Source organism: Jatrophihabitans sp. sgz311053 (genome assembly GCF_056135305.1).
The window spans coordinates 1,797,811-1,823,735 of the sequence record NZ_JBWAXP010000001.1 but is presented as its reverse complement, the minus strand read 5'-3'; the positions used below and the strand labels follow the sequence as shown (position 1 = coordinate 1,823,735).

17 protein-coding genes are annotated in these 25,925 nt (G+C 72.8%); 6 read left to right on the top strand and 11 right to left on the bottom strand.

Annotated features, from left to right (window positions below; all coding sequences use genetic code 11):
• Positions 1–104 precede the first annotated feature (104 nt).
• The 4 genes from AC0NZQ_RS08080 to AC0NZQ_RS08065 all read right to left on the bottom strand — a co-directional run bounded on the left by AC0NZQ_RS08080 (position 105) and on the right by AC0NZQ_RS08065 (position 9,821).
• On the bottom strand, positions 105–5,207 hold the full coding sequence (locus tag AC0NZQ_RS08080; RefSeq protein ID WP_474529189.1) for a beta-ketoacyl synthase N-terminal-like domain-containing protein: 5,103 nt from the start codon (positions 5,205–5,207) through the stop codon (positions 105–107).
• A complete protein-coding gene (locus AC0NZQ_RS08075) occupies positions 5,204–7,030 on the bottom strand; it encodes a fatty acyl-AMP ligase (RefSeq protein WP_474529188.1) in 1,827 nt (608 codons plus the stop codon). The genes AC0NZQ_RS08080 and AC0NZQ_RS08075 overlap by 4 nt, the downstream gene beginning before the upstream one ends.
• A gap of 395 nt (positions 7,031–7,425) precedes the next feature.
• Positions 7,426–7,983, bottom strand: a complete 558-nt coding sequence (locus tag AC0NZQ_RS08070; protein WP_474529186.1) for a hypothetical protein — start codon at positions 7,981–7,983, stop codon at positions 7,426–7,428.
• Positions 7,984–8,030: 47 nt separating this feature from the next.
• Positions 8,031–9,821, bottom strand: a complete 1,791-nt coding sequence (locus AC0NZQ_RS08065; RefSeq protein ID WP_474529184.1) for an SIR2 family protein — start codon at positions 9,819–9,821, stop codon at positions 8,031–8,033.
• 115 nt (positions 9,822–9,936) lie between these two features.
• On the opposite strand from AC0NZQ_RS08065, the gene AC0NZQ_RS08060 reads away from it, so the two are divergent.
• Positions 9,937–10,860, top strand: a complete 924-nt coding sequence (locus AC0NZQ_RS08060; protein WP_474529183.1) for a LysM peptidoglycan-binding domain-containing protein — start codon at positions 9,937–9,939, stop codon at positions 10,858–10,860.
• A complete protein-coding gene (locus AC0NZQ_RS08055) occupies positions 10,857–11,408 on the top strand; it encodes an Rv3235 family protein (RefSeq protein ID WP_474529182.1) in 552 nt (183 codons plus the stop codon). The genes AC0NZQ_RS08060 and AC0NZQ_RS08055 overlap by 4 nt, the downstream gene beginning before the upstream one ends.
• Before the next feature lie 202 nt (positions 11,409–11,610).
• On the opposite strand, the gene secA is transcribed toward AC0NZQ_RS08055, so the two are convergent.
• Both secA and AC0NZQ_RS08045 read right to left on the bottom strand, forming a co-directional pair.
• Entirely contained in the window at positions 11,611–14,499 is a 2,889-nt protein-coding gene (secA, locus tag AC0NZQ_RS08050) for a preprotein translocase subunit SecA (protein ID WP_474529181.1), read from the bottom strand.
• 45 nt (positions 14,500–14,544) lie between these two features.
• A complete protein-coding gene (locus tag AC0NZQ_RS08045) occupies positions 14,545–15,819 on the bottom strand; it encodes an ionic transporter y4hA (protein ID WP_474529180.1) in 1,275 nt (424 codons plus the stop codon).
• Positions 15,820–15,858: 39 nt separating this feature from the next.
• Between AC0NZQ_RS08045 and AC0NZQ_RS08040 the strand changes: the two genes are divergently transcribed.
• Entirely contained in the window at positions 15,859–16,980 is a 1,122-nt protein-coding gene (locus AC0NZQ_RS08040; RefSeq protein ID WP_474529179.1) for a GNAT family N-acetyltransferase, read from the top strand.
• A 157-nt stretch (positions 16,981–17,137) separates the two neighbouring features.
• Here AC0NZQ_RS08040 and hpf read toward each other — a convergent pair whose 3' ends face one another.
• From hpf to mtrA, 5 genes are all read right to left on the bottom strand, one after another.
• Positions 17,138–17,746, bottom strand: coding sequence for a ribosome hibernation-promoting factor, HPF/YfiA family (gene hpf / locus AC0NZQ_RS08035; protein WP_474529442.1), 609 nt, complete (start codon positions 17,744–17,746; stop codon positions 17,138–17,140).
• 127 nt (positions 17,747–17,873) lie between these two features.
• Positions 17,874–18,578 (bottom strand): ComF family protein, encoded by a 705-nt coding sequence (locus tag AC0NZQ_RS08030; protein ID WP_474529178.1) that lies wholly within the window; start codon positions 18,576–18,578, stop codon positions 17,874–17,876.
• A gap of 148 nt (positions 18,579–18,726) precedes the next feature.
• A complete protein-coding gene (locus AC0NZQ_RS08025; protein ID WP_474529177.1) occupies positions 18,727–20,517 on the bottom strand; it encodes an LpqB family beta-propeller domain-containing protein in 1,791 nt (596 codons plus the stop codon).
• Between the two features lie 100 nt (positions 20,518–20,617).
• Positions 20,618–22,363 carry an MtrAB system histidine kinase MtrB gene (mtrB, locus tag AC0NZQ_RS08020; protein ID WP_474529176.1) on the bottom strand — a complete coding sequence of 582 codons (1,746 nt, stop codon included), beginning with the start codon at positions 22,361–22,363 and terminating at the stop codon, positions 20,618–20,620.
• 4 nt (positions 22,364–22,367) lie between these two features.
• Positions 22,368–23,057, bottom strand: coding sequence for an MtrAB system response regulator MtrA (mtrA, locus tag AC0NZQ_RS08015; RefSeq protein ID WP_474529175.1), 690 nt, complete (start codon positions 23,055–23,057; stop codon positions 22,368–22,370).
• A gap of 109 nt (positions 23,058–23,166) precedes the next feature.
• Between mtrA and AC0NZQ_RS08010 the strand changes: the two genes are divergently transcribed.
• From AC0NZQ_RS08010 to AC0NZQ_RS08000, 3 genes are read left to right on the top strand one after another with little or no spacing between them, the layout of a single operon-like run.
• On the top strand, positions 23,167–24,072 hold the full coding sequence (locus tag AC0NZQ_RS08010) for a hypothetical protein (protein WP_474529174.1): 906 nt from the start codon (positions 23,167–23,169) through the stop codon (positions 24,070–24,072).
• Complete coding sequence (locus AC0NZQ_RS08005; RefSeq protein ID WP_474529173.1) at positions 24,066–24,731, top strand: DUF4129 domain-containing protein; 666 nt, start codon at positions 24,066–24,068, stop codon at positions 24,729–24,731. The genes AC0NZQ_RS08010 and AC0NZQ_RS08005 overlap by 7 nt, the downstream gene beginning before the upstream one ends.
• Positions 24,728–25,921: a DUF4350 domain-containing protein gene (locus AC0NZQ_RS08000; RefSeq protein ID WP_474529172.1), complete on the top strand. Its 1,194-nt coding sequence runs from the start codon at positions 24,728–24,730 to the stop codon at positions 25,919–25,921. The genes AC0NZQ_RS08005 and AC0NZQ_RS08000 overlap by 4 nt, the downstream gene beginning before the upstream one ends.
• Positions 25,922–25,925: the final 4 nt, after the last annotated feature.

The following is a 25,925-nucleotide window of genomic DNA, read 5'->3' as shown; positions in this document are numbered from 1 at the left end:
CGACGAGATCAGCGCCGACCTCGGTGTCGCTCTCCGCGCCCGGATCCCAGCCGGTCTCGGCGTCGATTCCGGTGCGGGTCTCGGTGTGGACTGTCGGACAGTGGTCACGAGCTCTCCTTCTCGACACGCAACTTCACGGGGGCGGCGGTGTGTCGCAGCGCCGCAGCGGAGACCGGTACCCGACCCTCGTCGAGCCGCGCGAGCCGTGCCCTCAGGTCGCGGGCGAGGACGTCCACGTGAGGCCGGTCGATCATGGTGATGTGATCGCCCGGCACCGGGACGACGGTGAGCTCCGAGGCGATCAGGTCCCAGCCGAGGGTCGCATCGGTGCGCCGGTAGCGCGGGTCGAGCGTGCCGGTCAGTTCCTCGACCTCCCGGGCGCGGTAGAGCACCAGCTCGCCGTCCCACGGCGGGGGGACGTACCGCTCGGCGAGCCGGGCGTCGGCATAGGACATCAGCTGGTGCCGCAGCACCCCGGCCGGGAGCCGCACCCCGCCGGCGAGCATGGCCTCCCGCATGAGCCGGAGCTGGGTGCGGTCGTCAGCCCGGGCGATGTCCGGCGGCACGGTGACCGAGGCACCGTAGGTGCGCTCCAGATGGTCGGCGAAGCGCTGGAATCGCTCGGTCAGCAGCTGCTCCTCGCTCCGCGTCGGATCGGGCGCCGGCAACGCCGTGTCGATGGAGGCCAGCAGCTCGACCTCCTCCCCCGCAGCCCGCAACCGATGGGCGCACTCACCGGCCAACAGCCCACCGAAGGACCACCCCAGCAGCCGGTAGGGACCGTGCGGCACCCGGCGGCGCAGCAGCTCGACGTAGTGCTCGGCCCGCAGCTCGATGCTGTCCCGCTCGCGAACCCGCTCGCCAACCCGCTCGCCCAGACCCGGCTGCGCTCCGGAACCGAGCGAGGGGCCGGGGGTGTCGCCGAGGCGATCGAAGCCGATGACCGGCAGCTCCGGGTCCAGCTGCTGCAGCAACGGTCGATACACCGCACAGGTGCCGCCGGCGGGATGGAAGACCAGCAGCGGACGACGTGTCGGTGCACCCGCCCGCAGCGTGCGGACCACCTCGTGGCGCCCGGCGGCGCCGGCGCTGCCGTGCTCCTCGATGTCGGCGCGCAGGAGGTCGGCCATGGCCTCGACCGTCGTCGCGGCGAGCAGGGTCGCGGCGTCGGGGCAGGCTCCGGCTCGCTCCAGGATCGCGGCCCGGACCCGTTCCACGGCGCCGACGGGGGCGGCATCGACGAGTGGCCGCAGATCGGTGGTGACGCCGAGATCGCGGCCGAGCTCCTCAGACCAGAGCGTGACGAGAAATCGCTCGGAAGGATCGCGCGGCGCCACCACAGACGCCGGGGACGAGGCGGACGACACCGCCGGAGCCGTCGAGCCGGCGGCGGCCGGCCCTGCTTCGCTCACCGCGCTCTCACGGCTGACGTGCTCGGCCAGGCCCCGCAGCGTCATGCCCTGCACCAGCAACCGAGCCGGGACGGTCACGCCCCATTCGGTCTCGATGCCGTGCCGGGCTCGAGCCGCCATCAGCGAATCCAGCCCGAGGTCGACCAGCGCGATGTCGTCGGCGATCCAGTCGGCCGGATCGCCCTGGTCACCGGGGTCGCCGCCGTCCATCACCTGCGAGAGCAGGAGCCGCAGCCGCTGCAGCACCGACTCGGGCTCGGCGGCGGGTGGTACGGCGCCGACCGCACCGCCGACTGGCAGCGCAGCCAGCGACGGTGGTTCCGACGAACGCTCCGACGACGGCTCCGACGCCTGCTCAGACGCCTGCTTCGACGACAGGGACCCACCCGACGACGGGCGTGGCGCTGCCGACTGCTCCCGCGACGCAACCCGCGCGTGCAGGCTGCGCACCCAGCTCGTCCCCGCGCCGCGGTGCAGCATCTCGATCTCGGCACCGGCGTCGGTGCGCGTGCAGGAGAAGAGCAGGGCGGCGCCGTCCCGCGGGGCGTCGTCCAGCGTCACCGCGCGGACCTCACCGGTGACGCCCGCGGTGCGTGCCGCGGCGAGGGCGAGCGCGGCCGCCTCGACGACGTCGAGCGCGCTGCGCGTTCCCGGCAGCTCGGTGAGATCGGAGGTCCAGACCCGGACGGCACCGTCGGCGAGCACCGCACCCTCGGGCAAGGTGAGCCCGGCCGGGATCGCACCAGCGGCGCCTCCACTGCCCGCATGCGCAACGCCGGCACCCTGCCGGGGTGTGAACCAGAAGTCGCGACGCAGCCATGGTGGCAACGGGACGTCGACATCGGGCCCGGCCGGCTCGACTCGCTGCAGTACCTCGGCGTGACCCGCGGCATGGAGTCCGGCGACGGCGCGTGCGAGCTCGGCCTCGTCGTCTCGTCGCATGGAGGCGACGATGACGATCGGCGTGCTCTCGGGCAGCTTCCCGGACTTCCGCACCACCGCGACCGTCCGGCGCAGCGCGCCGGCCGCGACGGCGTGGGCCGAGAGCTCGACGAAGGTGTCGTGGCCGTCGGCGAGCGCCGCGGTCACGGCGTCGGCGAAGCGAACCGGCCGGCGGACGTTGTCGGCCCAGTACTCGGCGTCGCAGGGAGGCACGGACCGCGGATCGTCCAGCACCGTGCCGTACCACTCCAGATCCGGCGCACGCCCCCGCAAGCCACTCAGCTCGGTGCGCAGCGGAGCGAGCACCGGCTCCACCGCGCAGGTGTGCCCCGCCGTCGCGACCTTCAGCAACCATGCCTCGCCGCCCTCGGCCTCCACCTGCTCGACGACCTGCCGCACCTGCGCCGCGGGCCCGCCCACGGTGCACTGATCCGGCGCCGCGATGACGGCGACCTCGAGCTGCTGCCAGCCGGCCTCGGTCGCGATCCGGCGGCGGACCTCGTCGGCCGGGAGGTCGAGCAGCGCCATCGCCCCCGCGTCGCGAGCGTCGACCTCCGCGAGCAGCCGGGCCCGGGCCACCATGACGTGAGCCCCGTCGTGCAGATCCAGCGCGCCCGCCACCACCGCCGCGGCGACCTCGCCGAGGGACTGCCCGACGACCGCCGCGGGCTCGACGCCCCGCGAGCGCCACCAGGCGGCCAGCCCGAGCTGGATCGCGAAGAGCGCCGCCATCGTCTCCACCATGTCCGCCGCCGGGCGACCGGCGCGGAGCAGGTCGGCGATGCCGGGGCAGCCGTGCTCGGCGAGGGCGTCACAGGCCTCGTCCACCGCCGCAGCGAAGGCCGGCTCGCTCGCCAGCAGCCCCGCGGCCATCCCGTCCCACTGCTGCCCGTAGCCGGAGAAGACGAAGACCGGTCGGTCGACCCGTGCCGCGGGTGCGGCCGGCTCGGCCCGTCGCAGCTGCGCTGCCGCGACGGTGGTGTCGGCGGCGGCGACCGCCATCCGGTAGCTGCCCTCGGGCACGGCTCCGGCCAGCGACCGGGCGACGGCGGCGGGATCGGTCGCGCACGCGGAGTCGGCGAGCCACTCGGCCAGGCGCGTCGCCGTCGCCCGCACCCGTGGCGCCGTCCGACCGGTGACGGCGAAGACGTGCTGTCCGGCGACTCCCGACCGGATCGCCTCCCCCGCCGACCGGGACTCCGGCGCCGGCTCCGCCTGCTCGAGGATGACGTGCGCGTTGGTACCGCCGAAGCCGAAGCCCGAGACGCCTGCCCGGGCCCGTCCGGAGTAGCGGGGCCAGGGTCGCGGCGAGGTGACGAGCGCGAGCCGCTGCCCGTCGAGGTCCAGGTGCGCGCCGGGCACGTCGGCGTGCAGCGTCGCCGGCAGCTGGTCGTGCCGGAGGGCGAGCACCACCTTAATGATCGACACGATGCCGGCGGCGGCTTCCAGATGACCCAGGTTGGACTTCACCGACCCGAGCAGCAGCGGGCGTTCCACCGGCCGGCCGGCACCGAGCACCCGGCCGAGCGCGGCGGCCTCGATCGGATCACCGAGCTCGGTGCCCGTCCCATGAGCCTCGACGTAGTCGACCCCGTCGGCGGCGATGCCGGCCGCCTCGTAGGCACGGCGCAGCACGTCCTCCTGCGCGGCGCCGTTCGGGGCGGCCAGACCGTTGCTCCGTCCGTCGGAGTTCACCGCCGAGCCGGCCACGACGGCGAGGACGCGGTGACCGTGACGGCGGGCGTCGGCCAGCCGCTCCAGCACGAGCACGCCGCAGCCCTCTCCCCGGCCGATGCCGTCGGCGCCGGTCCCGAAGCTCTTGCAGCGACCGTCCGGCGCGAGCACCCCGCCGCGGGCGAAGGCCGCGGTGACCAGGGGTGTCAGCAGGACGTTCACACCACCGACGAGGGCCAGCGAGCAGTCCCCGGCGCGCAGCGCCGTCGCCGCCGTGTGGACCGCCGTCAGCGACGACGAGCAGGCGCTGTCCAGGGCCACGCTCGGGCCGCGCAGGTCGAGCGCGTATGAGATCCGGTTGGCCGCGATGGAGAGCGCGCCGCCGGTCGCCGTCCAGAACTCGAGATCGGCCCGGGTCGCGGTCAGCATGCCGTACTCGGTGCCACTGATGCCGACGAAGACGCCGGTCCGGCTGCCCCGCAGCGAGGTCGGATCCAGGCGGGCGTGCCGCAGCGCGTCGACACTGGTCTCGAGCAGCAGCCGCTGCTGCGGATCCATCAGCGCGGCCTCCCTGGGGGTGATGCCGAAGTACTCGGCGTCGAAGCCGCTGACGTCGTCGAGGAAGGCGCCGTGCCGCGGGACGTCGTCGTCGAGGTGGAGGCCGGCGCGCTCCCAACGCTCGGCGGGGACCTCGCCGACGACGTCGCGGCCGGCGCGCAACAGCTCCCAGAACGTCGCCGGATCGTCCACCCCACCGGGCAGCCGGCAGCCGAGTCCCACGATGGCGATCCGGTCCCCGTCCTCACCGGCAGGCACCCCGTCACCGGCAGGCACCCCGTCACCGACAGACTCTCCGTCACCGGCGGGGACATCGTCCGGGCTCGCGTCGGACGTCTGCTCGGGTACCGCCGGTGCAAGCCGGAGCTCGCTGCGCCCCTCGGCCACCTCCGACTCGCTCAGCAGCGCCGCGAGGGCGCGGATGCTCGGCGCCTCCCAGGCCACGGTCGCCGAGACGCTGCGTCCCAGCAGCTCCTCCAGCTGTCCGGCGAGGACCACGGCATCCCGCGAGGAGAGCCCGAGCTCGTCGAGGTAGGCGTCCGGATCGAGCTCGTCCGGGTCGATGTCGACGAGGGCGGCGACACGTCGGCCCAGCTCGACCTCGAGCTCGTCCGCCGTCATCGCGGCGCTCCGGCGGCGTGCGAGTCGACCGAACGCGCGAACGGCACCAGCGCACCGGTGAGGTAGGCCTGCTTGCAGGCTGCCCGCGCGATCTTGCCGCTGGTGGTCCGGGGGACGGTGTCCGGCGCGACCAGGACGACCTCGTGCAGCGACAGCCCGTTCTCGCGCGAGACTGCGCGGGTGACGGCCCGGACGACCGCGCGTTGGTCCCAGTCGCCGTCGACGTGATGCCGCGACACCTCCAGGACGAGGACGGCCCGCTCCCCGGCGTCGGTGACGACACCGAAGGCGGCGCCGCGGTGACGCCCCACCACCTCGTGGGCGTCCTCGGCCGTCCGCTCGATGTCCTGCGGGTAGTGGTTGCGCCCGTCGACGATGATCAGATCCTTGCGGCGGCCGGTGATGGCGAGGGTGCCCGCCACCACCACGCCGAGATCGCCGGTGCGCAGCCAGCCGTCGGCCGGCAGTCCGGCGTGGCTGGCCAGCGTCTGACCGAAGACTGCCGCCGACTCCTCGGGCCGCCCCCAGTACCCGTCGGCGACGTTCCCGCCCCGGACCCAGACCTCGCCGACCTCGCCGTCGGGCAGCTGCTCGCCGCGCGCAGGATCGACGACCGCGACGGTGACACCGGGGCCGATGCCGCAGGAGACGAGCTCGGCGCGCGGCGCGTCCGGCCGCGGCTGCTCCACCCGCCCGAACGACAGCGCCATGGCGTCGCAGGCGCTGACCCTCGGCCCCTGCGGACCGAGAGCCGAGGTGGTGACGAAGACCGTGGCCTCGGCCAGACCGTAGGAGGGCGAGACGCAGTCGCTGGGCAGCCCCGCACCGGCGAAGGCATCGACGAATCGCTGCACCGTGCCGGACGAGACCGGCTCGGCGCCGTTGAAGAGCACCCCGACGCCGGACAGGTCGAGGGCGTCGCGCTCGGCGGCCGGGATGCGCTTCGCGCAGAAGTCGTAGGCGAAGTTGGGTGCGGCGCTGACACCCCGGTCGGCCTTGGCCAGCTCCTCGAGCCATCGCTGCGGACGCATCAGGAACGCGACCGGATCCATGAGCACTGTCGGCATCCCGGCCACCAGCGCCGTCCCGGTCACCGCGACCAGACCCATGTCGTGGAAGAGCGGCAACCAGCTCACCAGCGTCGACCCCGGTCCCGCCTCGGCCATGACGATCCCTTGGGCGCTGTTGACCATGACGTTGCGATGCGTGATGCGGACGCCGGCGGGCAGCCGCGTCGAGCCGGAGGTGTACTGCAGGTAGGCCACCGAGCCCGGGTCGATGGTCGGCGGCGTCCAGCCGGCCGCATCGCCCGACGCCTCGACCACGCCGGTGTGCTCGGCCATGACGACCACGGTGACGGGACGGCCGTCGCGGCGCCCGCCGGCGACCGTCGCCCGGACCAGGTCGTGGTTGGCGTGGGTGGCCAGGGCGATCGCGGGGTCGCAGTCGCCGATGACGGCGTGCAGCCGCTCGCCGTGTCCGGGGAGGTCGGGCGAGAACATCGGCACCGCGATGAGGCCGGCGCGCAGCGCCGCCAAGAAGCCGATCACGAAGGCGTTGCTCTGCGCCGTCAGCACGGCGACCCGGTCGCCCGGTTCGGCGTGACGGCTCAGCTCCGCGGCGAGGTCGTCGACCCGCCGGTCCGCCTCGGCGAAGGTCATGTCGTGGGCGACGCCGCCGGGGTCGTCGTCGTAGGCGAGGAACCGGATGAAGAGCGCGTCCGGCGTCTGCGTCGCGTGATGACGCAGCGCCTCGCCGAGATGATGGTGGCGTGCGGCGAGGTCTGCGACGCGGAGGTCCAACTGGGTGTCCGTAATCGTCATGTGGGGCTCCGAAGCACGGGGGTCACGGGCGCCGAATACCGGCACCGAAAATATGGCGAAATCGCCCATTTGCGGCAACGCCGCGGGCGCTGCGCCCGTCGTGGCACTTGCGCACCCACTTGCGCTCATGATCGACATCGCCCGCGACCGCGGTTCGGCCTTGCCAAACCGCCCTGTTTCCGGGGCCTCCGAGCCGGTAGCGTCCCTCGGCGAGGGTGATCCTCGGCCGTGCTGTCACACGGCGTTAATCGGGGCACGGCACCGGTCCCGACATCGCCGATCGCGACCCGATCACTCAGCCGTCGAATTTCATCCACGAGGTACGAAGTCGCGGTGCCGAGTGCACGAAATTCGCGGCTGCAGTGAAGAACACACCGCGCGTCGCGATGGGCCTCCTAGCGTGCTCGGCGGACGACGACGATCGCCGGGAGCGGAACCAGCTCGGTGTCGCGGACCTCGTGACGGCGCCGCACCTCACCCGCAGCGTGCGCCGCCACCTCCACGAAGTCCGACCCGACCCGGTCGACGGTCCCGTCGACGGTCGAGCCGTCCATCAGCTGGACGCGCACCACGGAGCGATCCCGCGCGATCGCCCGCAATGCATGGCGCAGCGTGAGCCGGGACGCCACGATCCCGCCCGAGTCGGCCGCCGCGGCGAAGCGAGCCAGCCCTCGAACCCCGAGCACAGCGGCGTCGGGAACGAGCGCCTCGCGCTCCCCCTCCTCGGCCAGCAACAGCCAGTCGCTGCCGGCTCGTTCGAGCCGACCGGACAGCGTTGCGGTGCCGAGCAGACGTAGCCGCAGCGGGAGTCCGATCGCGGCGGCGTAGCGATCCCGACGCGCGAGACGCCCGAGCTCCGCCCGCGTGCGCTCGTCGATCTCACCGGAGCGCTCGGCCCGGTCGAGCTCCGCGGACTGCGCCTCCAGATCGTCGAAGAGGCTCTCCCAGCGCATGACTTCCTCCCTGCCGAGCGGCAGCAGCCGACCATCGTGACCTACAGCTATCGACTCACGCGCCGCAGCCGAGCAACCTGCCTCGACCGCTGGAGCACGTGCAGCGTCATCAACCTGGCGAGGTGGTAGATCGTGACATCACAGCGGACCAGTCGGCACAACACCTCTGACAGCGGGAAGGCCGTGGCAGCCCCCGGCAGGAGCGGCACCCGAGCCGCGTCGGCGGTATTGCCGACAGCAGTGAACCGGCGAGCAAGCCGCACATACTCCGACGGCTCGGGCGGTCCGCCATCGCCGTCGCGAGGATGCTCCACCCGTCGACGAAGCGCGGCGTGCTCGTAGTTCAGCATGGCGCCGAGCGCGTCGGACTCGCCGAAGTCGCGAACGAACCCTTCCCCGACAGCGGGGACCGGTTGGCCGGTGAGGTTCGCACGCGCCGATGTCACCCGCGCCCGGAGGTGCACCGGCAGCCGCCTGCCGTCCGCAGCTTCAAGCAACGATCGCTCGATGTCGTCCAACGCGTGAAGCGCGGCCCGCATCGACCGGCTACCGACCAGGAACCGGGTATCGGGAAGTCGCCGCATGTGCACCAGGACCCTGACCAGGGTCTCAGCGATGATCAACCGCTGTCGCGGCTCTACATCGTGATGGGCCGCATCGTCCAGCGCGCGACGCAGGAGCCTTCGCGCAGCCAAGAGCCGCCCGCGAAGCCACAGACAGGCACCCTCGCGCTCACGCCGCACCGCGACGGAGAGGGGGTCGTCGCCCGGATTCGCAGCTCGCCAGTGTTCTGCCGCCTCCTCGTACTGTCCCGCACCCCATGCGGCAGACGCGGCCCAGCCATGTTCCGCTGCCGACAACTCACCTGCCGCCAGCCGAGACCGGACCGTGCGAAGCAACCCGGCGGCGACGAGGAAGTGGGTAGTCGCACGACTGCGAGCAGAGTCCGAGACCCTCACCGCCGGCAGGGGCGGGGGAGGCGCCCCAGTAGGTTGCGGGATTGCTGATGCGCCCCACGCCTGCGCCATCGCGTTCAGCACCTCACGCGTGGGACCACGGATCTCGACGACCTCGGCCCCGCCCTCGTCGGCGAAGATTCGCAGCTGGCCGCGATCGCAGGACTGCCCCAGCAGCAGATCGCCCCACCCACTCGCATGATCCACCCAGGCCACTCGTTTGCCGTCAAAGACGCCACGACACGCGGCGTCACGCCAATACGGGTCGACATCGAAGTAGTCCAACCCGCTGTAGCCGACGATCACGAGCAGGGACGCACGACCGATGGCGTCGTCGAGCCGCTCGCGAAGATGACGGGGAAAGCCTCGCTCGATTCGACTCAGCCGCGCCCCCAGGCTGGCCACGTCGCCCCGGTCGGACAGAGCGCCGTGGATATGGACGATCCTCCCCGGGTCGCCACCGGCCCGTTCGATGCAGGTATCGAAGTTGGCGGTCACGTGCTGGCCACCACGGCGAAGGTGATCGGCGAAGAAGCGGTGATTCCCGTTCGGAGGCGCATCAGCAAGATCACCGAGTAGCGCGGCCAGCACGTCGAGACCATGTTCGGCAGCCACCACCTCCAACACGGCCTCGAGTCGAGGACGATCTCTGGCGATCGCGAGGGAGCAGTACGCGGCACCGAGGGCCTGAACCAGCGAGGGCTCGAAAGCGTCCCGCAGTGCGCGGTCCGTGAGCGTGTTTCCCAGCGGCGCCGACGTCGGCGCATCGCCGCTGACGCCGGCGCCGGACCAGAAAACGACGCGCTCCGCGGGCTCACGGGTCAGCGCGCGCATCACGTCGTGGAGATCTGAGCTCGCCGCGCGTGTCGTCTCGATCGTCATCCCATGCCCTCCCGCCAGGGCCACCTTCCCGCTTCTCCACAGTTGGCGCAACAGCCCTTGAAAAGCATTGAATAGACGTGTACGAAAGCAAACAAACGCAAACGAAAGGATTGGCATGCGGGACGGGGCACGCTGGGTCGTTCTCGCGACGGCCGATGCGCTGCTGCTCGTCCGGCTCGCACCGCAGGCAACGCTCAGCTGGCATCGGCTGCCACAGCTGCGGCGGTGGCTCGACGACAGCGGCCTCGACGGCGTGGCCGGCACGCTGGGGGCCGCGATCCTCTGGCTCGCGGCGCTGCGAGTGGCGGTCGGGCTGTTGGCCGTAGCCGCGTCGCGACTGCCGGGCTGCGCCGGTGCCGCCGCCGAGCGCATCGCCGCGGTGGCGCTGCCGCTGCTGCTGCGCCGGCTCGTCGTGGGATCTGCTGGCATCAGCGTGCTGCTCGCCCCGATCAGCCCGGTCGGCGCCGCGGGCGCGGCTGCGCGGCCGCCGGACGTCTCGGGGGGACGTCCGGCGGCCACCCAGCCGAGTCCGCCCGCCCCGCTCTGGCCGCTGCCGGAGGCACCGGCGACATCCCGCCCCGCCGGGCCCAGCTGGCCCGGCGGCGCCTCGACACCAACGACCACCGCTCCCGGTTCAGCGACGCCGATTGCCACACCCGTGAGCCCGCCGAGCGCGGCGCCGCACGATGCACCGGTCTCGCGCCCGAAATCAGCGGGAACGACGAGCACCCCGGCGCCCGCTCCTCCCAGCGCGGCGCCCGCCACGCGGAGACCGGCACCGCCGAGCCGACCGGCGGCCAGCGCCGACCACGCGACCGAGTCCTCCGGTCGCCTGATCGTCAGCCCCGGCGACTGCCTCTGGCTCATTGCGGCGCGCCGCCTCGGTCCCCGCGCAGAGCCCGCCGAGGTCGCCGCCTACGTCCCCGAGCTCTATGCCGCCAACCGGGCTGTCATCGGCGACGACCCGAACCTCGTCCGACCGGGGCAGGTGCTCTCCGCTCCGGTCGCCCCGACCTCGACACCGGAGGAGTCGTCATGACCGCCGCCCTCGCCCTCGACCACGACGACCCCGACGAGCACGCGCCCCGGCTCCGTCCCGGACGGGCCGCACTGCAGCTGGTGGTCCGGCCCGCGCCGACCTACGAACCACCCTTCGACGACGAGCTGGTCGCCGCCCCCACGGCCGGGCCCCACGACCAGCAGCTGCCCTTCGCCGCGACACCGCGGGACCGGCTCGTCACGGCGCCGGGGCCACACTCCGTCGCCGAGCCCACTGCGCTGGCCCGCCGACTGCTCATCGGCCTCGTCGAGAGCGCCGACGGCCGGCGCCCGCTGCACCAGCTGGCAGGAATGCTCAGTCCCTCCATCAGCCGCGGGCTGGCCGCGGACTTCGAACGCGCCGCCGCCGGCGGGACCTCGCACTGGCTGCACCGCGCCACCGTGCTCTCGGTGCGGGGTGACCGGCCTGCCGCCGGCGTCGCCGAGCTCTGCGCCACCCTGGCCGTCGGCGACCGTGTACGGGCCGTCGCCCTGCGGCTGGAGACCCATCGCGGCCGGTGGGTCTGCACCCGACTCCAGCTCGGCTGACGCGCCCGCTCCCGGCGGGCACGTCACACACGGGCCTACCGCAACGGCTTGCCTCGCCCGCACCGCCCGGCTCGCACCATTCCAGCAGGGTGATCGACTTGTCCTTTCCGCTGTTGGGACGGCGGAAAGGACAAGTCGATCACCGGGCGCGGTCACACCGGTACGGCGGCCTCAGAACGAGGACGACCCGACCGAGGACGGGTCAGCGCTTGCGACGGTTGCGGGCCCCGCCCTTGTTGCCGCGGCTGCCGCGGTTGGGGTTGCTGCGCGACTGCTGCCGCTTGGCGGTGGCGGAGTTGACGCCCTTCGGACCGTCGTCGGCGTCGGTGGTGACCGACGGGTCGTCCGAACCGAGCTCGGGCGCGCTGTAGGTCAGCGGCTGCTTGCTCTGGTTGCGGTCCAGCCCCTTGGCCGAGATCTTCGGCGCCGCCCCGTTCGCGTGCGCGGCGTCGTGCTCGTCCTGCGCGGCCTTGAGCATCGAGACGTCGAGCTGCGGCTCGTCGTCGCGGACCTCCTCGGCCTGCTCGTCGGCCTCGGCGACCGCGGCGGCGACACCGGGAGCCGAGCCGCCGACCGTCGCGGTCGCGGTGCCGGCCTCGTCCACCTCGACATCGAGGTTGAAGAGGAAGCCGACCGACTCCTCCTTCACCCCGTCCATCATGGCGGCGAACATGTCGAAGCCCTCGCGCTTGTACTCCACGAGCGGGTCGCGCTGGGCCATCGCGCGCAGGCCGATGCCCTCCTGCAGGTAGTCCATCTCGTAGAGGTGCTCGCGCCACTTGCGGTCGAGGACCGAGAGCAGTACCCGGCGCTCCAGCTCGCGCAGCACCTCGGCGCCGAGCTCCTCCTCGCGCTGGTCGTAGGCGGCCTGCGCGTCGGCGACGAGCTCCTCGATGAGGTACTCACGGGTCAGGTCGGACTTCTCGCCGCCGGCCTGCTCGATCGCCTCGTCCTTGGTGAGACTGATCGGGTAGAGCGTCTTCAGCGCCGTCCAGAGCTGGTCGAGGTCCCACTCCTCCGGGTAGCCCGACGCCGTCGCGGCGGTGACGTAGTCGGTGACGACCTCGTCGATCATCGGACGGATCTGCTCGGAGAGGTCCGCGCCCTGCAGCACCCGCAGCCGCTCGTCGTAGACGACGGTGCGCTGCTTGTTCATGACCTCGTCGTACTTGAGGACGTTCTTGCGGATCTCGAAGTTCTGCTGCTCCATCTGCGTCTGCGCGCTCTGGATCGCCTTCGAGACCATCTTCGCCTCGATGGGGACGTCCTCGGGCAGCCGCAGCATGTTCATCATCGCCGCGACTCGCTCGCCGTTGAAGCGGACCATCAGGTCGTCGCCGAGGGACAGGTAGAACCGCGACTCACCCGGGTCGCCCTGCCGGCCGGCGCGACCGCGCAGCTGGTTGTCGATGCGCCGCGACTCGTGCCGCTCGGTGCCGAGCACGTAGAGACCGCCGAGCTCGACGACCTCCTCGTGCTCCTTGTCGGTCTCCGAGGTCGCCCGCTCCAGGGCCTCGGCCCAGGCGGCCTCGTAGTCCTCGGGCGTCTCGTCCGGGGTCAGGCCCTTCTCACGGAGCGCGAGGTCGGCGGAGAACTCCGGGTTGCCGCCGAGCTGGATGTCGGTACCGCGACCGGCCATGTTGGTGGCGATGGTGACGGCACCCTTGCGGCCGGCGTTGGCGATGATCGCCGCCTCCCGCGCGTGCTGCTTGGCGTTGAGGACCTCGTGCGGGATGCCCTTGCGCAGGAGCAGCGAGCTGAGCCGCTCGGACTTCGCGACGCTGGCGGTGCCGACGAGCACCGGCTGACCGGCCTCGTGCCGCTCGGCGATGTCGTCGATGACCGAGGCGAACTTGGCGTCCTCGGTCTTGTAGATGAAGTCCGTCTCGTCCTTGCGGACCATCGGCTTGTTCGTCGGGATCGGCACCACGCCGAGCTTGTAGGTCTGGTGCAGCTCGGCGGCCTCGGTCTGGGCGGTACCGGTCATGCCGGAGAGCTTGGAGTAGAGGCGGAAGTAGTTCTGCAGCGTGATGGTGGCCAGCGTCTGGTTCTCCTGCTGGATCGGCACGCCCTCCTTGGCCTCGATGGCCTGGTGCATGCCCTCGTTGTACCGACGCCCCTGCAGCACGCGGCCGGTGAACTCGTCGACGATCATGACCTCGCCGTCGTTGACGATGTAGTCACGGTCGCGCTTGAAGAGCTCCTTGGCCTTCAGCGAGTTGTTGAGGTACCCGACCAGCGGGGTGTTCGCGGCCTCGTAGAGGTTGTCGATGCCGAGCTGGTCCTCGACGAAGGCGACGCCCTCCTCGGTGACCGCCACCGTGCGCTTGCCCTCTTCGACCTCGTAGTGCTGGTCCTTCTTCATCCGCGGCGCGATGCGCGCGAACTCCAGGTACCAGCGCTGGTTCTCCTCGGCCGGACCGCTGATGATCAGCGGGGTGCGGGCCTCGTCGATGAGGATGGAGTCGGCCTCGTCGACGATGGCGAAGTTGTGGCCGCGCTGGACCAGGTCGTCCAGCGACCAGGCCATGTTGTCGCGCAGGTAGTCGAAGCCGAACTCGTTGTTCGTGCCGTAGGTGATGTCGCAGTTGTAGGCGGCCCGGCGCTGCTCGGGCGCCATGTTGTTGGTGATCTTCCCGACCGTGAGCCCCAGGAAGCGGTGGACGCGTCCCATCCAGTCGGCGTCGCGGCTGGCCAGGTAGTCGTTGGTCGTCACCTGGTGCACGCCGTCGCCGGAGAGCGCGTTGAGGTAGGACGGCAGCGTCGAGACGAGCGTCTTGCCCTCACCGGTCTTCATCTCGGCGATGTTGCCGAGGTGCAGCGCGGCACCGCCCATGAGCTGCACCTTGTAGTGGAACTGGCCCAGCGTGCGCCGGGCCGCCTCGCGGACCACCGCGAACGCCTCGGGCAGGAGGTCGTCGAGGGTCTCGTCGTCGGCGAGCCGCTCCTTGAAGGCGTCGGTCAGCGCGCGCAGCTCGGCGTCGGTCAGATCGACATAGTCCTCCTCGAGCGTCTCGATGTGATCGGCGATCGAGGACAGCCGACGAACCTGCTTCTGCTCGCCCGCGCGGAGAATTCGACTCAGAACCACCGGGCCATGGTACGGGGCTCCGGACAGTGCGGAGTGGCGGACGCCTCAGGGACTGATCGAGAGGAAGACGAAGGCCGCCAACAGGGCCAGATGCAGCCCGCCCTGCAGCGGTTTGGCCCGCCCCGGCACCACGGTCAGCACAGCCACGGCCACCGACACGACGAGCAGCACGATCTGTACCGGGTCCAGGCCGAGCGCGAGCGGGCCGTCCAGCCAGATCGAGGCGACCGCGATGGTCGGGATGGTGAGACCGATGGAGGCCATGGCCGAGCCGTAGGCGAGGTTGAGCCCGACCTGCACCTTCTCGCGCCGGGCGTTGTTCACCGCGGCGATGGTCTCCGGCAGCAGCACGAGCAGGGCGATGACGACACCCACCACCGTCTGCGGCGCGCCGGCCGCGTCGACGGCGTCCTCGATGGACGGTGAGAGCCCCTTGGCCAGGCCGACGACGCCGACGAGGGCCACCAGCAGCAGGCCGAGGCTGACCAACGCCGCCCGCGCCGTCGGCGGATCGGCGTGTTCCTCGCTGCGCTCGTCAACGCTCTCCTTGGCCTCGGACGAGGAAGCAAGCTCCCTCGCCTCTCGGCCTGCGTCGGCATGTTCCGCGCTGCGCTCGTCAACGCTCTCCTTGGCCTCGGACGAGGAAGCAAGCTCCCTCGCCTCTCGGCCTGCGTCGGCGTGTCCGTCGCCGTCCTCGTCGTTGATCACCTGGCCGTCCTGGGTCACGGGCAGGAAGAAGTCACGGTGCCGCACCGTCTGGGTCACCACGAACATCGCGTAGAGCGCCGCCGAGGCGACGGCGGCGAAGGTCAGCTGCGAGGTGGTGAACTCCGGCCCGGTGGCCGAGGTCGTGAAGCGCGGCAGGACCAGACAGAGCGTCGAGAGCGCTACCACGGTGGCCAGCGCCGCTCCCGCCCCCTCAGGGTTGAAGACGGCGAAGCGGTGCTTGAGCGCGCTGACGAGCAGCACCAGGCCGACGATGCCGTTGATGCTGATCATGACCGCGGAGAAGACGGTGTCGCGGGCGAGGGTGGAGGTGTCCTTGCCCCCGCCGGAGATCATCAGCGTGACGATGAGGCCCACCTCGATGACGGTCACCGCCACGGCGAGGATGAGCGATCCGAAGGGCTCCCCCACCTTGTGGGCCACGATCTCGGCGTGGTGGACGGCGGCGAGCACGGAGGCGACCAGCAGCACGGCGACGACCGCGACCAGCACCCCGGTCAGGTCCCGGCCGAAGGTCGCCGCCAGCACCACGAGGGCGACCACCGGCAGCACGGTCGTCCACGGGAGGCGGGCGCGCAGCGCAGCGAGGTCCATGCTTCCAACCTAGTTGGGGCGTGCGGGACCATGGGTGCCGTGCCGGAACGCCCTGACATGTCCGTCCGCGAGATCGCCGGACCGCGACTGCTGCTCAGGCGGTGGCGGCCCGACGACGCGGCGCGGGTGCACGAGGTGATGCGGGACCGGTCCATGTTCGACTTCCTGCAGCTGCCCGACCCGTACACCCCGGAGCACGCCCACCGCTTCGTCACCGAGCTCGGCCACGAGGGTCGCGACGCTGGCACCGGTATCGGCAGCGCGGTCGTCGAGCGGTCCAGCGGCCGGGTCGTCGGTGCGGCGGCGCTGCGCTTCGGCGGCAAGTACGCCGACAACCCCGAGATCGGCTACTGGATCGCGCCGGATGCCCGCGGCCGGGGGTACGCCACCGAGTCGACCCGCCTCCTCGTCGAGGTGGGTGGCGAGTTGGGGTTGCGCCGGATCGGGCTCTACTGCGACGTCCGCAACATCGCCTCCGCCGCCACTGCGCTGCGGGCCGGGTTCGGCTTCGAGGGGATCGAACGCGCCGGCGCCCCGCTGGCCGGGCGCGGCGCCGGTGACCTGGCCTGCTTCGGCCGGCTCCCCGACGATCCGCCGGAGCCGATCGCGCCGACCTTCCCCGCGCTGCCCACCGACGGGCTCAGCGACGGCGTGCTCCGAGTTCGGGCGCTCGACGAGCGGGACGTCGCCGGCCTGACGGAGGCGGACAACGACCCGGTGACCCGCGCCAACGGCTTCGGACAGCCGCCGTCGACGCCGGCGGAACTGCTGCGCTTCAGCCAGCAGGCGCCGCTGCAGTGGTTGGTGGGGTGGCGGGCGCAGTGCGCCATCGTCGACGCGACGTCCGGCAGTTATCTGGGTGGGCTGGCGATCCGGCGCAACGGGCCGCCGGGGGTCGGCGTGCTCGGTTACGTCGTCCACCCCGCGGCGCGGGGTCGCGGGGTCGCCTCGGCAGCTCTCCGGCTGATCGCCCCCTGGCTGCTGGCCCACGGCTTCGACCGGCTCGAGCTGGGCGCCAAGATCGACAACGTCGCCTCGCAGCGCGCGGCGCTGGCCGGCGGCTTCCTCGCCGAGGGCGTCATGCGCGGCCGGCTGCGCGCCCCGGACGGCACCCTGCACGACGAGGCCCGCTTCTACCGGCTCCCCGAAGCGCCGGTCTGAGGGCAGCACCTGACAGGCACCGTCGCGACGGGCACCGCCGGCAGTGACGGGGCGACGCTGACGAGGCGACGCTGACGAGGCGACGCCGCAGCGGCACCGGCAGACCGACGACGGCCGCCCACGCCGAAGCGTGAGCGGCCGTCGGGGCTGCTGCGGCTCAGCCCTCGAGCCGCAGCAGCCCGTAGTCGTAGGCGTGCCGGCGGTAGACAACGGTCGGCTGACCGGTCTCCGCGCAGCGGAACAGGTAGAAGTCGTGACCGACCAGCTCCATCTCGAAGAGCGCCTGGTCCACCGACATGGGCTCGCCTGGGTGGGTCTTCTCCCGGACGATCTGACCCGGACCCTCGGCGGGCGCGTCGACATCGGCACCGTCCACGGCGCGGATGGACTCCGGTGCAACATCCAGGGAGTCGGCCAGCGCGGCCGTCGCCTCGGCGACCGACGGCGGCCGCCGCCGACCGTGGTGGATGCGCCGCCGATCCGCGGCCTGCCGGAGCCGGCGCTCCAGTCGGTCGGCGGCGAGATCCAGCGCGCTGTAGAAGTCCTCGGCGCAGGCCTCGCTGCGGACGACGGGGCCCCGCGTGCGGCAGGTGATCTCGACGTGCTGGCAGCTGCCGTTCTGTCGTGGGTTCTTCTCGTGCTGCAGCTCGACGTCGACCCGGTGGATCTTGTCGTCGTAACGCTCCAGCTTGGCGAGCTTTTCCTCGACGTGCTGTCGATAGTGATCGGGGACCACCACGTTGCGACCCCGGACGACGATCTCCACGTTTGCCACGACAGTTGTCATGCGACCTCCACCATGCTCGCGGTGACACGGCCGGCACGGGCGATGACTGGTGATGCGTCGGGGAGCGCCGGACGAAGTACACCTGATCGTTTTGGTCGTGCTCACGCTAGACCCGTTCCCCGGGCGCTGCCAATGGGTTCGCGAAGAACCGTCGGGGAGTCGCACAGACGACCGCGGCCCCCGTCACGACCCAGCCCGCGGCACCCAGGGCACGCGCGGCCTCACCCACGGTGGCACCCGTGGTGACGATGTCGTCCACCACGACGGCGAGCGCGCCGGGCCGCGGTGGTGGCCGGGCACGGAAGGCACCGGCGAGGTTCCGCTCGCGCGCCGCGACACTCAGACCGGCGGAGTCGCGGACCGTCCGGACCCGCTGCAGGGTCCCCGGCAGGGCCGTCGCGCCGGGCGCACCCCGCGCCAGGCGCAGGACGTGGTCACCACCGCGACGGGCCGCCACCGTCCGCGACACCGGCGGTGTCACCAGCACGGGGCGACGCCGGCCGGGAGCAGCGTCGAGGAGCGGTCGCAGGGCCGCGCCCAGCAACCGGGCGAGCAGCCGAGCCAGGTCGCGGCGGCCCCGTTCCTTGTAGGCGATGACGGCCCGCCGCAGCCCACCGTCGTAGACCCCCGCGGCGATCACCGGCACGCCGGCGACATCGAGCGCGACGAAGGGCTCAGCTGTCGGGAAGCAGTCGTGACAGAGCGGACCGGCGCTCGCCCGACAACCGACGCAGCGTCGCGGCAGTACCAGGTCGACCAGGGCCGCCACCGACTCCGATGCGGAGCCGGCGGCGGAGCGGGGCGCTGACATGCCTCCCACCCTGGTCGCTCGCGGTCGCGACACGACCCGCGCGACCTCGGCTGTGGACGACACGCCGGCAACCGATCCGACCTGTGCACAACCCTTCGAGTGCCGCTCAGGCGTGGTAGCGCAGCTCAGTGCTGGTGGTGGTGCCGCGTCACTCCAGGTAGACCGGGTCGTAGCCGGTCACCTGGTCGGAGTCACCGGGTGAGGTCCAGCTGCGTCCGGACTGTCGCCAGACCGTCCGGTTCACCGACACCCAGGCCAGCTGGCTCACCGCCACCGTCACGCTGTCGGGCTGCCCCGGCAGCACCGAGCCGATGGAGCGTCCGGTCCAGAGCGAACCGTCCGCCGAGGTCTCGAAGATGCCGGGGTCACCGGAGCCGACGGTCGAACCGATGGCCAGCAGCTTCTGCGGCCCGATCCAGGCGGCGTCGTCGACGGTGACACCGTCCGGGCTGATCGCCGGCAGCGAGTCGATGCGCACCTGACCGGCGCTGCGGACGATGGAGCCGATGTAGAGCCGGCGGCTGCCGTTGGCCGACTGGATCACCAGCGCGACGCGGGAACCCTCCGGGCTCAGCCGCACCGACACGATGCGTCCACCCGCGGCGCCGGCGTTGATCGACACCGTCGACGCCGTCGCCTTGTTGCCGCTGACCGTGAGCCGGACCAGCTGTCCCCCCACCCCGATCCAGACCTCCGCCGGTGACGCCGCGCCCGGTGAGCCCGCCGGCAGCCACGCGGGCCGAGACAGCACGCCGCGGACGGAGGTGGCGCGGTACCCCTGGCCCTGCGTGCCGAGGTAGAGCCGGGCCTTGTCCCCCGAGCCCGTCACCGCGGCCACCGTGAAGCTGGACGACGTCCCGAGCTGGGTCACCGCGATGGAGTCCAGGAAGAAGGGGCTGTCGCGCAGCTTGCCGGGCATGGCGGAGTCGGGGGCCTGCACGATCTCGCCCTCGCGCAGGAAGAAGACGTCGGCCGGTGGCGGCACCGGGGTGTAGTCGTAGGCGGCCACGCGTGCCGTGAAGCTGGCGCTGCCGCCGGGCATCGGGACCGGGGCGCCACCGTCGGTGATCTCCAGCTCGTCGTCCGAGGTCGGATCGGTGACGGTGGCACCCACCTGCGCCGCCAGCAGGGCCTTGCCCCGACTGTCGAGCTGAGCTGCGCCGGGGATGTCGATGCGGGTGGGGGTGCCGGAGCTGACCGTGATCCGTCGCGCGTTGGCCTGCGACGGAATCGTGTCGTTGGTGAGCGCGGTGCTGAGGTCCGGACGCGGCCCCGTCGCGAGCTGACCCACCAACCAGCTGCTGAGCCGGCCACCCTGCAGCGCGCTCCAGCGGGTGTCGGGCACGAGGTGGCGCCGGCCCTGATCGAAGAAGTAGAGCGCGTGCGGCCGGTAGAACTGCCCGAACTGCTCTGTGGTCAGCAGCAGCCCCGCGGGCAGGTCGACGATGCGGTACTGGCCCTTCACCTTGGCCAGGCGGAAGGTGAAGGTCTCGATCGGGCCACCGTCGCCGGTGCCCTGCAGCTGCGGGACATAGACGCCGTTCTGGTTCAGCGAGCCGACGATACGACCGCGGACCTGCACGGCGCCGTTCTGCTCGGTCCCCACGGACCTTCCGCTGATGACGGTGGTGGCGTTGGCCGTCCACTCGCTGCGGGCGGCGCCGGTGAGGTACTCGCGCGCCGTGTCGTAGTTGACGGGGTCGACCGCGTTGGCGCCGAGGAAGCCGAGCACGATCGCGCGGCCGTCGGCGCCGACCTCCGGACCGGGCTGCGCGGGGACGCTGCGGTTGCCGATGTCGATCGGCTCGACGGTGCGCGGCGGCGAGGAGGACGGCACCCCGGTACAGCCGGCGAGCGCGAGCACGGCAACGACGAGCAGGCCGACCAGTCGACGCCGGCTCGCCTCACGTTTCTGGTTCGCTCCGCAAGCGTCGCTCACGCGTCCTCCTTGGGGCCACTCGCTGCGCTCGGGCCCGGCGTCGACGCGCAGCTCGCCTGCCGGCTCGCCTCATGCCCTTGGTTCGCTCCGCAAGCGTCGCTCACGCGTCCTCCTCCTCGTCGATGTCGTCGGGGTCGAGCGGCAGCGGCGAGTGCATCAGCGTGTGGCCGGCGCGGCGGGGCAGCGTGAGCCGGAACTGCGCGCCGCGCCCCCGCTCGCCCCAGGCCTGCAGCCAGCCGTCGTGCAGCCGCGCGTCCTCTAGCGAGATCGCCAGCCCCAGCCCGGTACCGCCGGTGAGCCGGCTCCGCGACGGATCGCCCCGCCAGAACCGGTTGAAGACCAGTCCGGCCTCGCCCGGCCGCAGTCCGATCCCGTAGTCGCGCACCGTGATGGCGACGGCGTCCTCGTCCTGGCCGAGCGTGAGCTCGACGGGCCCGCCCTCGCCGTGGTCCAGGGCATTGCCGAGCAGGTTGCGCAGGATGCGTTCGATGCGTCGGGCGTCGATGTCCACGATGACCGGCTCGGCCGGCTCGGTCACCACCACCTCGCTGCCGTGCGCCTCGGCCAGGACCCTCGCCCCCTCGACTGCGGTCGCGATCACCGAACGGATGTCGACGGGGGCCGACTCCAGGCGCACGGCGCCGGCGTCCAGCCGCGAGATCTCGAGCAGGTCGCCGAGCAGCGACTCGAAGCGATCCAGCTCGTCGTGCATCAGTTCGGCGGCACGGGAGAGCTCCGGGGCGAAGTCGTCCCGGCTGGCGTAGAGGAACTCCGAGGCCATCCGGATGGTCGTCAGCGGCGTCCGCAGCTCGTGGGAGACGTCGCTGGTGAAGCGCCGCTGCAGCCGGGAGAGATCCTCCAGGCGGCGGATCTGCCGCTGCAGGCTGTCGGCCATGTCGTTGAAGGACTGCCCCAGCCGGCCGATGTCGTCGCTGCCGGTGACGGCGATGCGTTGCGAGAGGTCACCCGCGGCGAGCTGTCCGGCGGTCTCGCCGGCGACCCGGAGCGGACGCACCACCTGCCGGGTGACCAGCAGGGCGATGCCCAGCACCAGGACCACGAGCGCGACCCCCGCCACCAGCACCGTCCGCTGGATGAGGTCGATGGTCTGCTGCTCGGCCGTGAGCGGGAAGAGGTAGTACAGCTCGAAGAGGCCCGAGCGGGCCTGGACCGGCTCGCCGACGATGAGGCCGGGGACGAGCTCGCGCGAGTTCCCACTGGCCCGTACCCGGGCGTACTGGGTCACGAGGTTGCCGGCGCGGACGGCCGTCCGCAGGTCCGCCGGGATCGGCATCGTGGGGACCTCGTCGCTCGTCCCCGCCGCCTCGGACTCGATGACGATGGTGAAGAGCCCGGCACCGGCGCTGGTCCCGCTGGCGGTGAGGCTGGCGTAGATCTGCTGGCGGGCGTCGCCCACATCGGCCGGGACGGCGGCGTCCACGTCGGCGAAGACGGAGTTGGCGGTCTGCAGGCCGATCCTGGCCTGGGCGATGGCGGCGTCCCGTTTGGCGGCGAGGACACCTCCGGCGACCTTGTCGACGAGGAACAGGCCGATGACCAGGACCACCAGGCTGGTGACGACGACGGTGGTGAGGCCGACGCGCAGCTGCAGCGAGCGGCGCCAGCTGTCGAGCATGCTGCGGCCGGTGCGGCCGGCGACCCGACCGGCGCGCTGGCGCCAGCCGTCGAGGGCGCCGACGGCGGTGCGCAGCGAGCGACGCCGTGGGGACGGGGCCGCCACCGGGGCAGTCTCCGTCGACGGCGGCGGGGAGGCGGCGGGCGCGGCGGGAGCCGGTTCGGCGCGCAGCTCGGCGTCCACGGCTAGGACGCGGCGCGGTCGGGACATCCGGTCACGGCGGGCCGGCCTTGTACCCCACACCGCGGACGGTGAGGACGACCTCCGGGCGCTCGGGGTCGCGTTCCACCTTCGCCCGCAGCCGCTGCACGTGCACGTTCACCAGCCGGGTGTCGGCCGCGTGGCGATAGCCCCACACCTGCTCGAGCAGGACCTCACGGGTGAAGACCTGCCGCGGCTTGCGGGCCAGCGCGACGAGCAGGTCGAACTCCAGCGGCGTCAGCGCCATCGGGTTGCCGTCCCGGCTGACCTGGTGGGCCTGGACGTCGATCTGCACCGGCGAGTCGGGCGGGCCGATGGTGAGGGTCTCCCCCACTTGCTCGTCGTGCTGGCGCAACCTAGCCCGCATCCGGGCGACAAGCTCCTTGGGCTTGAACGGCTTCATGACGTAGTCGTCGGCGCCGGACTCCAGACCGAGGACGACGTCCACGGTGTCGGTCTTGGCCGTCAGCATGATGATCGGGGTGCCGCTCTCGGCCCGGATCGCCCGGCAGACGTCGATGCCGGACATGCCGGGAAGCATGAGATCGAGCAGCACGATGTCGGGCCGGGTGTCGTGGAACGCCTTGACGGCTCGCGAGCCGTCGGCCACGAAGGCGGGCTCGAAACCATCGGTGCGCAGCACGATGCCCAGCATCTCGGCCAGCGCGGAATCGTCATCGACGACGAGGACGCGGGGTTTCACGCCTGTCATAGTTCCATCCCCGCCCCCGGGATGCGGTGAGGGCAGGACGTGAGCCGGAGGCAGCAGGGCATGATGAGGCCATCATGCGCGCGGTCTGGGGAGGGCGGCGATGAGTATCACGACGGGAGCCGGCCCCGGACGGGTCGGCCCGGCGCACGCCGATCCGGCCGTGCCGGTGCGTCCGCTCGGCCCGGCCGAGCTGCTCGACGGCGCGGTCCGCACGGTGCGCCGCAACCCCCGCTCGTCCTTCGCCCTCGCCCTGCCGGTGGCGCTGGTGCAGACGCTGCTCGTCTCGGCGGCGACGCTCTCGGCCCTCGACACGGCAGCCGACGGCGGCGCGGCACTGCCGGAGTTCCTGCTCGAGCTCTTCGTCGGCTCGCTCGCCGGCACCGCGCTGGCGGGCCTGCTCGCCCCGGTCGCGGCCGAGGAGGTGCTGGGCCGCCGGCTCGGGCCGGCCGGTGCGCTGCGCCGGGTGGGGCGCCGGGCCTGGCCGCTGGCGCTGCTGACGTGGCTGGTCGCCGTGGGCCTGGAGCTCGGCGCCGTCCTGCTCGTCGTCGGCGGCGTCTGGCTCTGGGGCCTCTGGGCCCTGGCCGCGCCGGCGCTGGTCCTCGAGGAACTGGGCCCGGTGGCAGCCCTGCGCCGCTCCGCCCAACTCGTCGCCGGTCGGTTTTGGGCGGTCTGGGGCATCCGGGCGCTGGGGTGGGTCGTGACGACGGTGCTGGGACTGCTGCTCAGCCTCCCCTTCACCGCCCTCGCCGCGGCGCTGAGCGACTCCAATCCTTTCGCCCCCGGCGGCGTCGACGACCGGACCACCTACGTGATGGTGGCGGCGATCGGTTCGCTGCTGGCGAGCGTGCTGCTCTCCCCGATCTCGGCCGTGCTCGAGACACTGCTCTACCTGGACGCAAGGATGCGCCGCGAGGGGCTCGACCTCTGGCTGGCGATGGACGCCGACGAAGCCGACGCCAGTGCCGACGCGAGTGCCGCACCCCCACCGCCGGGCGCGGCGTGGTGACGCACCTGGCGGCCCTGCTCGGGCCCGTCACCGGACCCGATGCCCGCGACGCGGCCCGCCGGGAACTGGAGCGCGGCGAGTACGCCCGCGAGGCCCCCGGCATCCTGCAGCGGCTGCTGGACTGGATCGGCGACCGGCTCGGCTCGCTCTTCGGCGGCGGTGCCGGTGGCAACGCGATGCTGCTGCTGGTGGTGCTCCTGCTCGCCGTCGCGATCGTCCTGGCGCTGCGCGCGGGACGCCCCACGCTGCGCCGTCGCGATCGGAGCGCGACGGCGGCCGTCGACGAACTGCAGGCCGCGCTCGACAGCCGGGACCACCGGCGGCTGGCCGCCCGCTACGAGAGCGACGGACGCCGCGCCGAGGCACTGCGGGAGTGGCTGCGCGCGGCCGTCGCCGTCGTCGAGGAGCGTGGCGTGCTGCCACCCCGGCCCGGCCGGACCGGCGCGGCGACGGTCCGGGAGGCGGCGCCGGCCATGCCTGCGGTCGCCGACGACCTGGCCGCCGCCATGACCGCCTTCGAGGAGGTCTGGTTCGGCGGCCGAGCGGTGACCGATGCCGACGTCGCAGCGGCTCGCGGTGCCGCGGACGGAGTCGCCTCGGCCCGGCTCGCCGCCGAGACGGTCGCGGGCCCGACTGCGGGGTGGGACCAGCGGTGGTGACCGCCGCGCCGGTCGTCGCGCCGCTCTGGCGGCGGACGCGGTTCTGGCTCGCCCTCGCCGTCGCCGTCGTTCTCGGGGCGCTGCTGCTCGGCAGCCTCGGCGACTCCCCCGGCCGTCGCCTCGATCCGACCTCCGCCGCGCCGGAGGGCTCGCTGGCGCTGGCGCGGCTGCTCGGGCGAGACGGCATCGCCGTCGACGACACCACCGCCCTGCCGGGCACCTCCCGGCCGGTGGTGCTGCTGGCCGATCCCGACGCCTACTCGGCCGCCCGGCTGCGCCGGCTCGCCGCGCGAACCGCCCGGCTGGTGCTCGTGCGGCCGGGGCGGCAGGCGCTGCGCGCACTCGGCCTGCAGGACGGGGACGGGCCGCCGGCGTCGTCGCCGGGGTGCGCCCTGCCCGCCGCCGTCGCCGCCGGCGAGGTCGACTGGCCGGTGGACGGCAGGGTCGTCGCCCCCGGCGCCGGCGACACGAGCTGCTACGGCGGCGGGGTCGTCCTGCGTCGCGGGACGGCTGCGGCCACGGTGGTGGTCCTCGGCTCGGCGGCGCTGCTGACCAACGCGCACCTCGCCGACGAGGGCGCGGCCGCTCTCGCCATCAATCTCATCAGCGCCGACCGCACCGTGCGCCAGGTCGCCTGGGTGCTGCCGGGCGCCGATGCCGACGGCGGCGGCAGGCCGGCCTCGGTGTGGGATCTCTTCCCGGCCGGGGCCTACCGGGTCTTCTGGTGGCTCGTCGTGGTGGGGCTGCTCACCGCCCTGTGGCGGGCACGCCGCCTCGGCCCGGTCGTCACCGAGCCGCTGCCGGTGGTGGTCCGCTCGGTGGAGCTCGTCGAGGGGCACGGCCGGCTGCACCTGCGCGCCGGGGCCAGGGACCTCGCCGCGCAGCGGCTGCGGGCCGCCGCGGTCGACCGCCTCGCCGGCCACGTCGGCGCCGCGTCTCATGCCGCCCTTCACGCCGGCCACGACTCGGGGGGCGACCCGGCGGGCGACCCGAGGGTCGACCCCACTCGGCTGGCGGCGACGCTCGCCCCGCTGCTGCGCCGCTCCCCCGCCGAGGTCGCCGACATCATCACCGGGCCGGCGCCGGCCACCGACGACGACCTCGTCCGGCTCGCCGCCGCCCTCGACCGACTCGTCGCCGACTCCGGTGCCGCCCTGACACCCGACACGACGAGGGAGACGACACGATGAAGGG

Coding starts and splice junctions, on each gene's coding strand:
- AC0NZQ_RS08080 (WP_474529189.1), bottom strand. CDS start 5,207: ATGACGGCGGACGAGCTCGAGGTCGAGCTGGGCCGACGTGTCGCCGCC.
- AC0NZQ_RS08075 (WP_474529188.1), bottom strand. CDS start 7,030: ATGACGATTACGGACACCCAGTTGGACCTCCGCGTCGCAGACCTCGCC.
- AC0NZQ_RS08070 (WP_474529186.1), bottom strand. CDS start 7,983: ATGCGCTGGGAGAGCCTCTTCGACGATCTGGAGGCGCAGTCCGCGGAG.
- AC0NZQ_RS08065 (WP_474529184.1), bottom strand. CDS start 9,821: ATGACGATCGAGACGACACGCGCGGCGAGCTCAGATCTCCACGACGTG.
- AC0NZQ_RS08060 (WP_474529183.1), top strand. CDS start 9,937: ATGCGGGACGGGGCACGCTGGGTCGTTCTCGCGACGGCCGATGCGCTG.
- AC0NZQ_RS08055 (WP_474529182.1), top strand. CDS start 10,857: ATGACCGCCGCCCTCGCCCTCGACCACGACGACCCCGACGAGCACGCG.
- AC0NZQ_RS08045 (WP_474529180.1), bottom strand. CDS start 15,819: ATGGACCTCGCTGCGCTGCGCGCCCGCCTCCCGTGGACGACCGTGCTG.
- AC0NZQ_RS08030 (WP_474529178.1), bottom strand. CDS start 18,578: ATGTCAGCGCCCCGCTCCGCCGCCGGCTCCGCATCGGAGTCGGTGGCG.
- mtrB (WP_474529176.1), bottom strand. CDS start 22,363: ATGTCCCGACCGCGCCGCGTCCTAGCCGTGGACGCCGAGCTGCGCGCC.
- AC0NZQ_RS08010 (WP_474529174.1), top strand. CDS start 23,167: ATGAGTATCACGACGGGAGCCGGCCCCGGACGGGTCGGCCCGGCGCAC.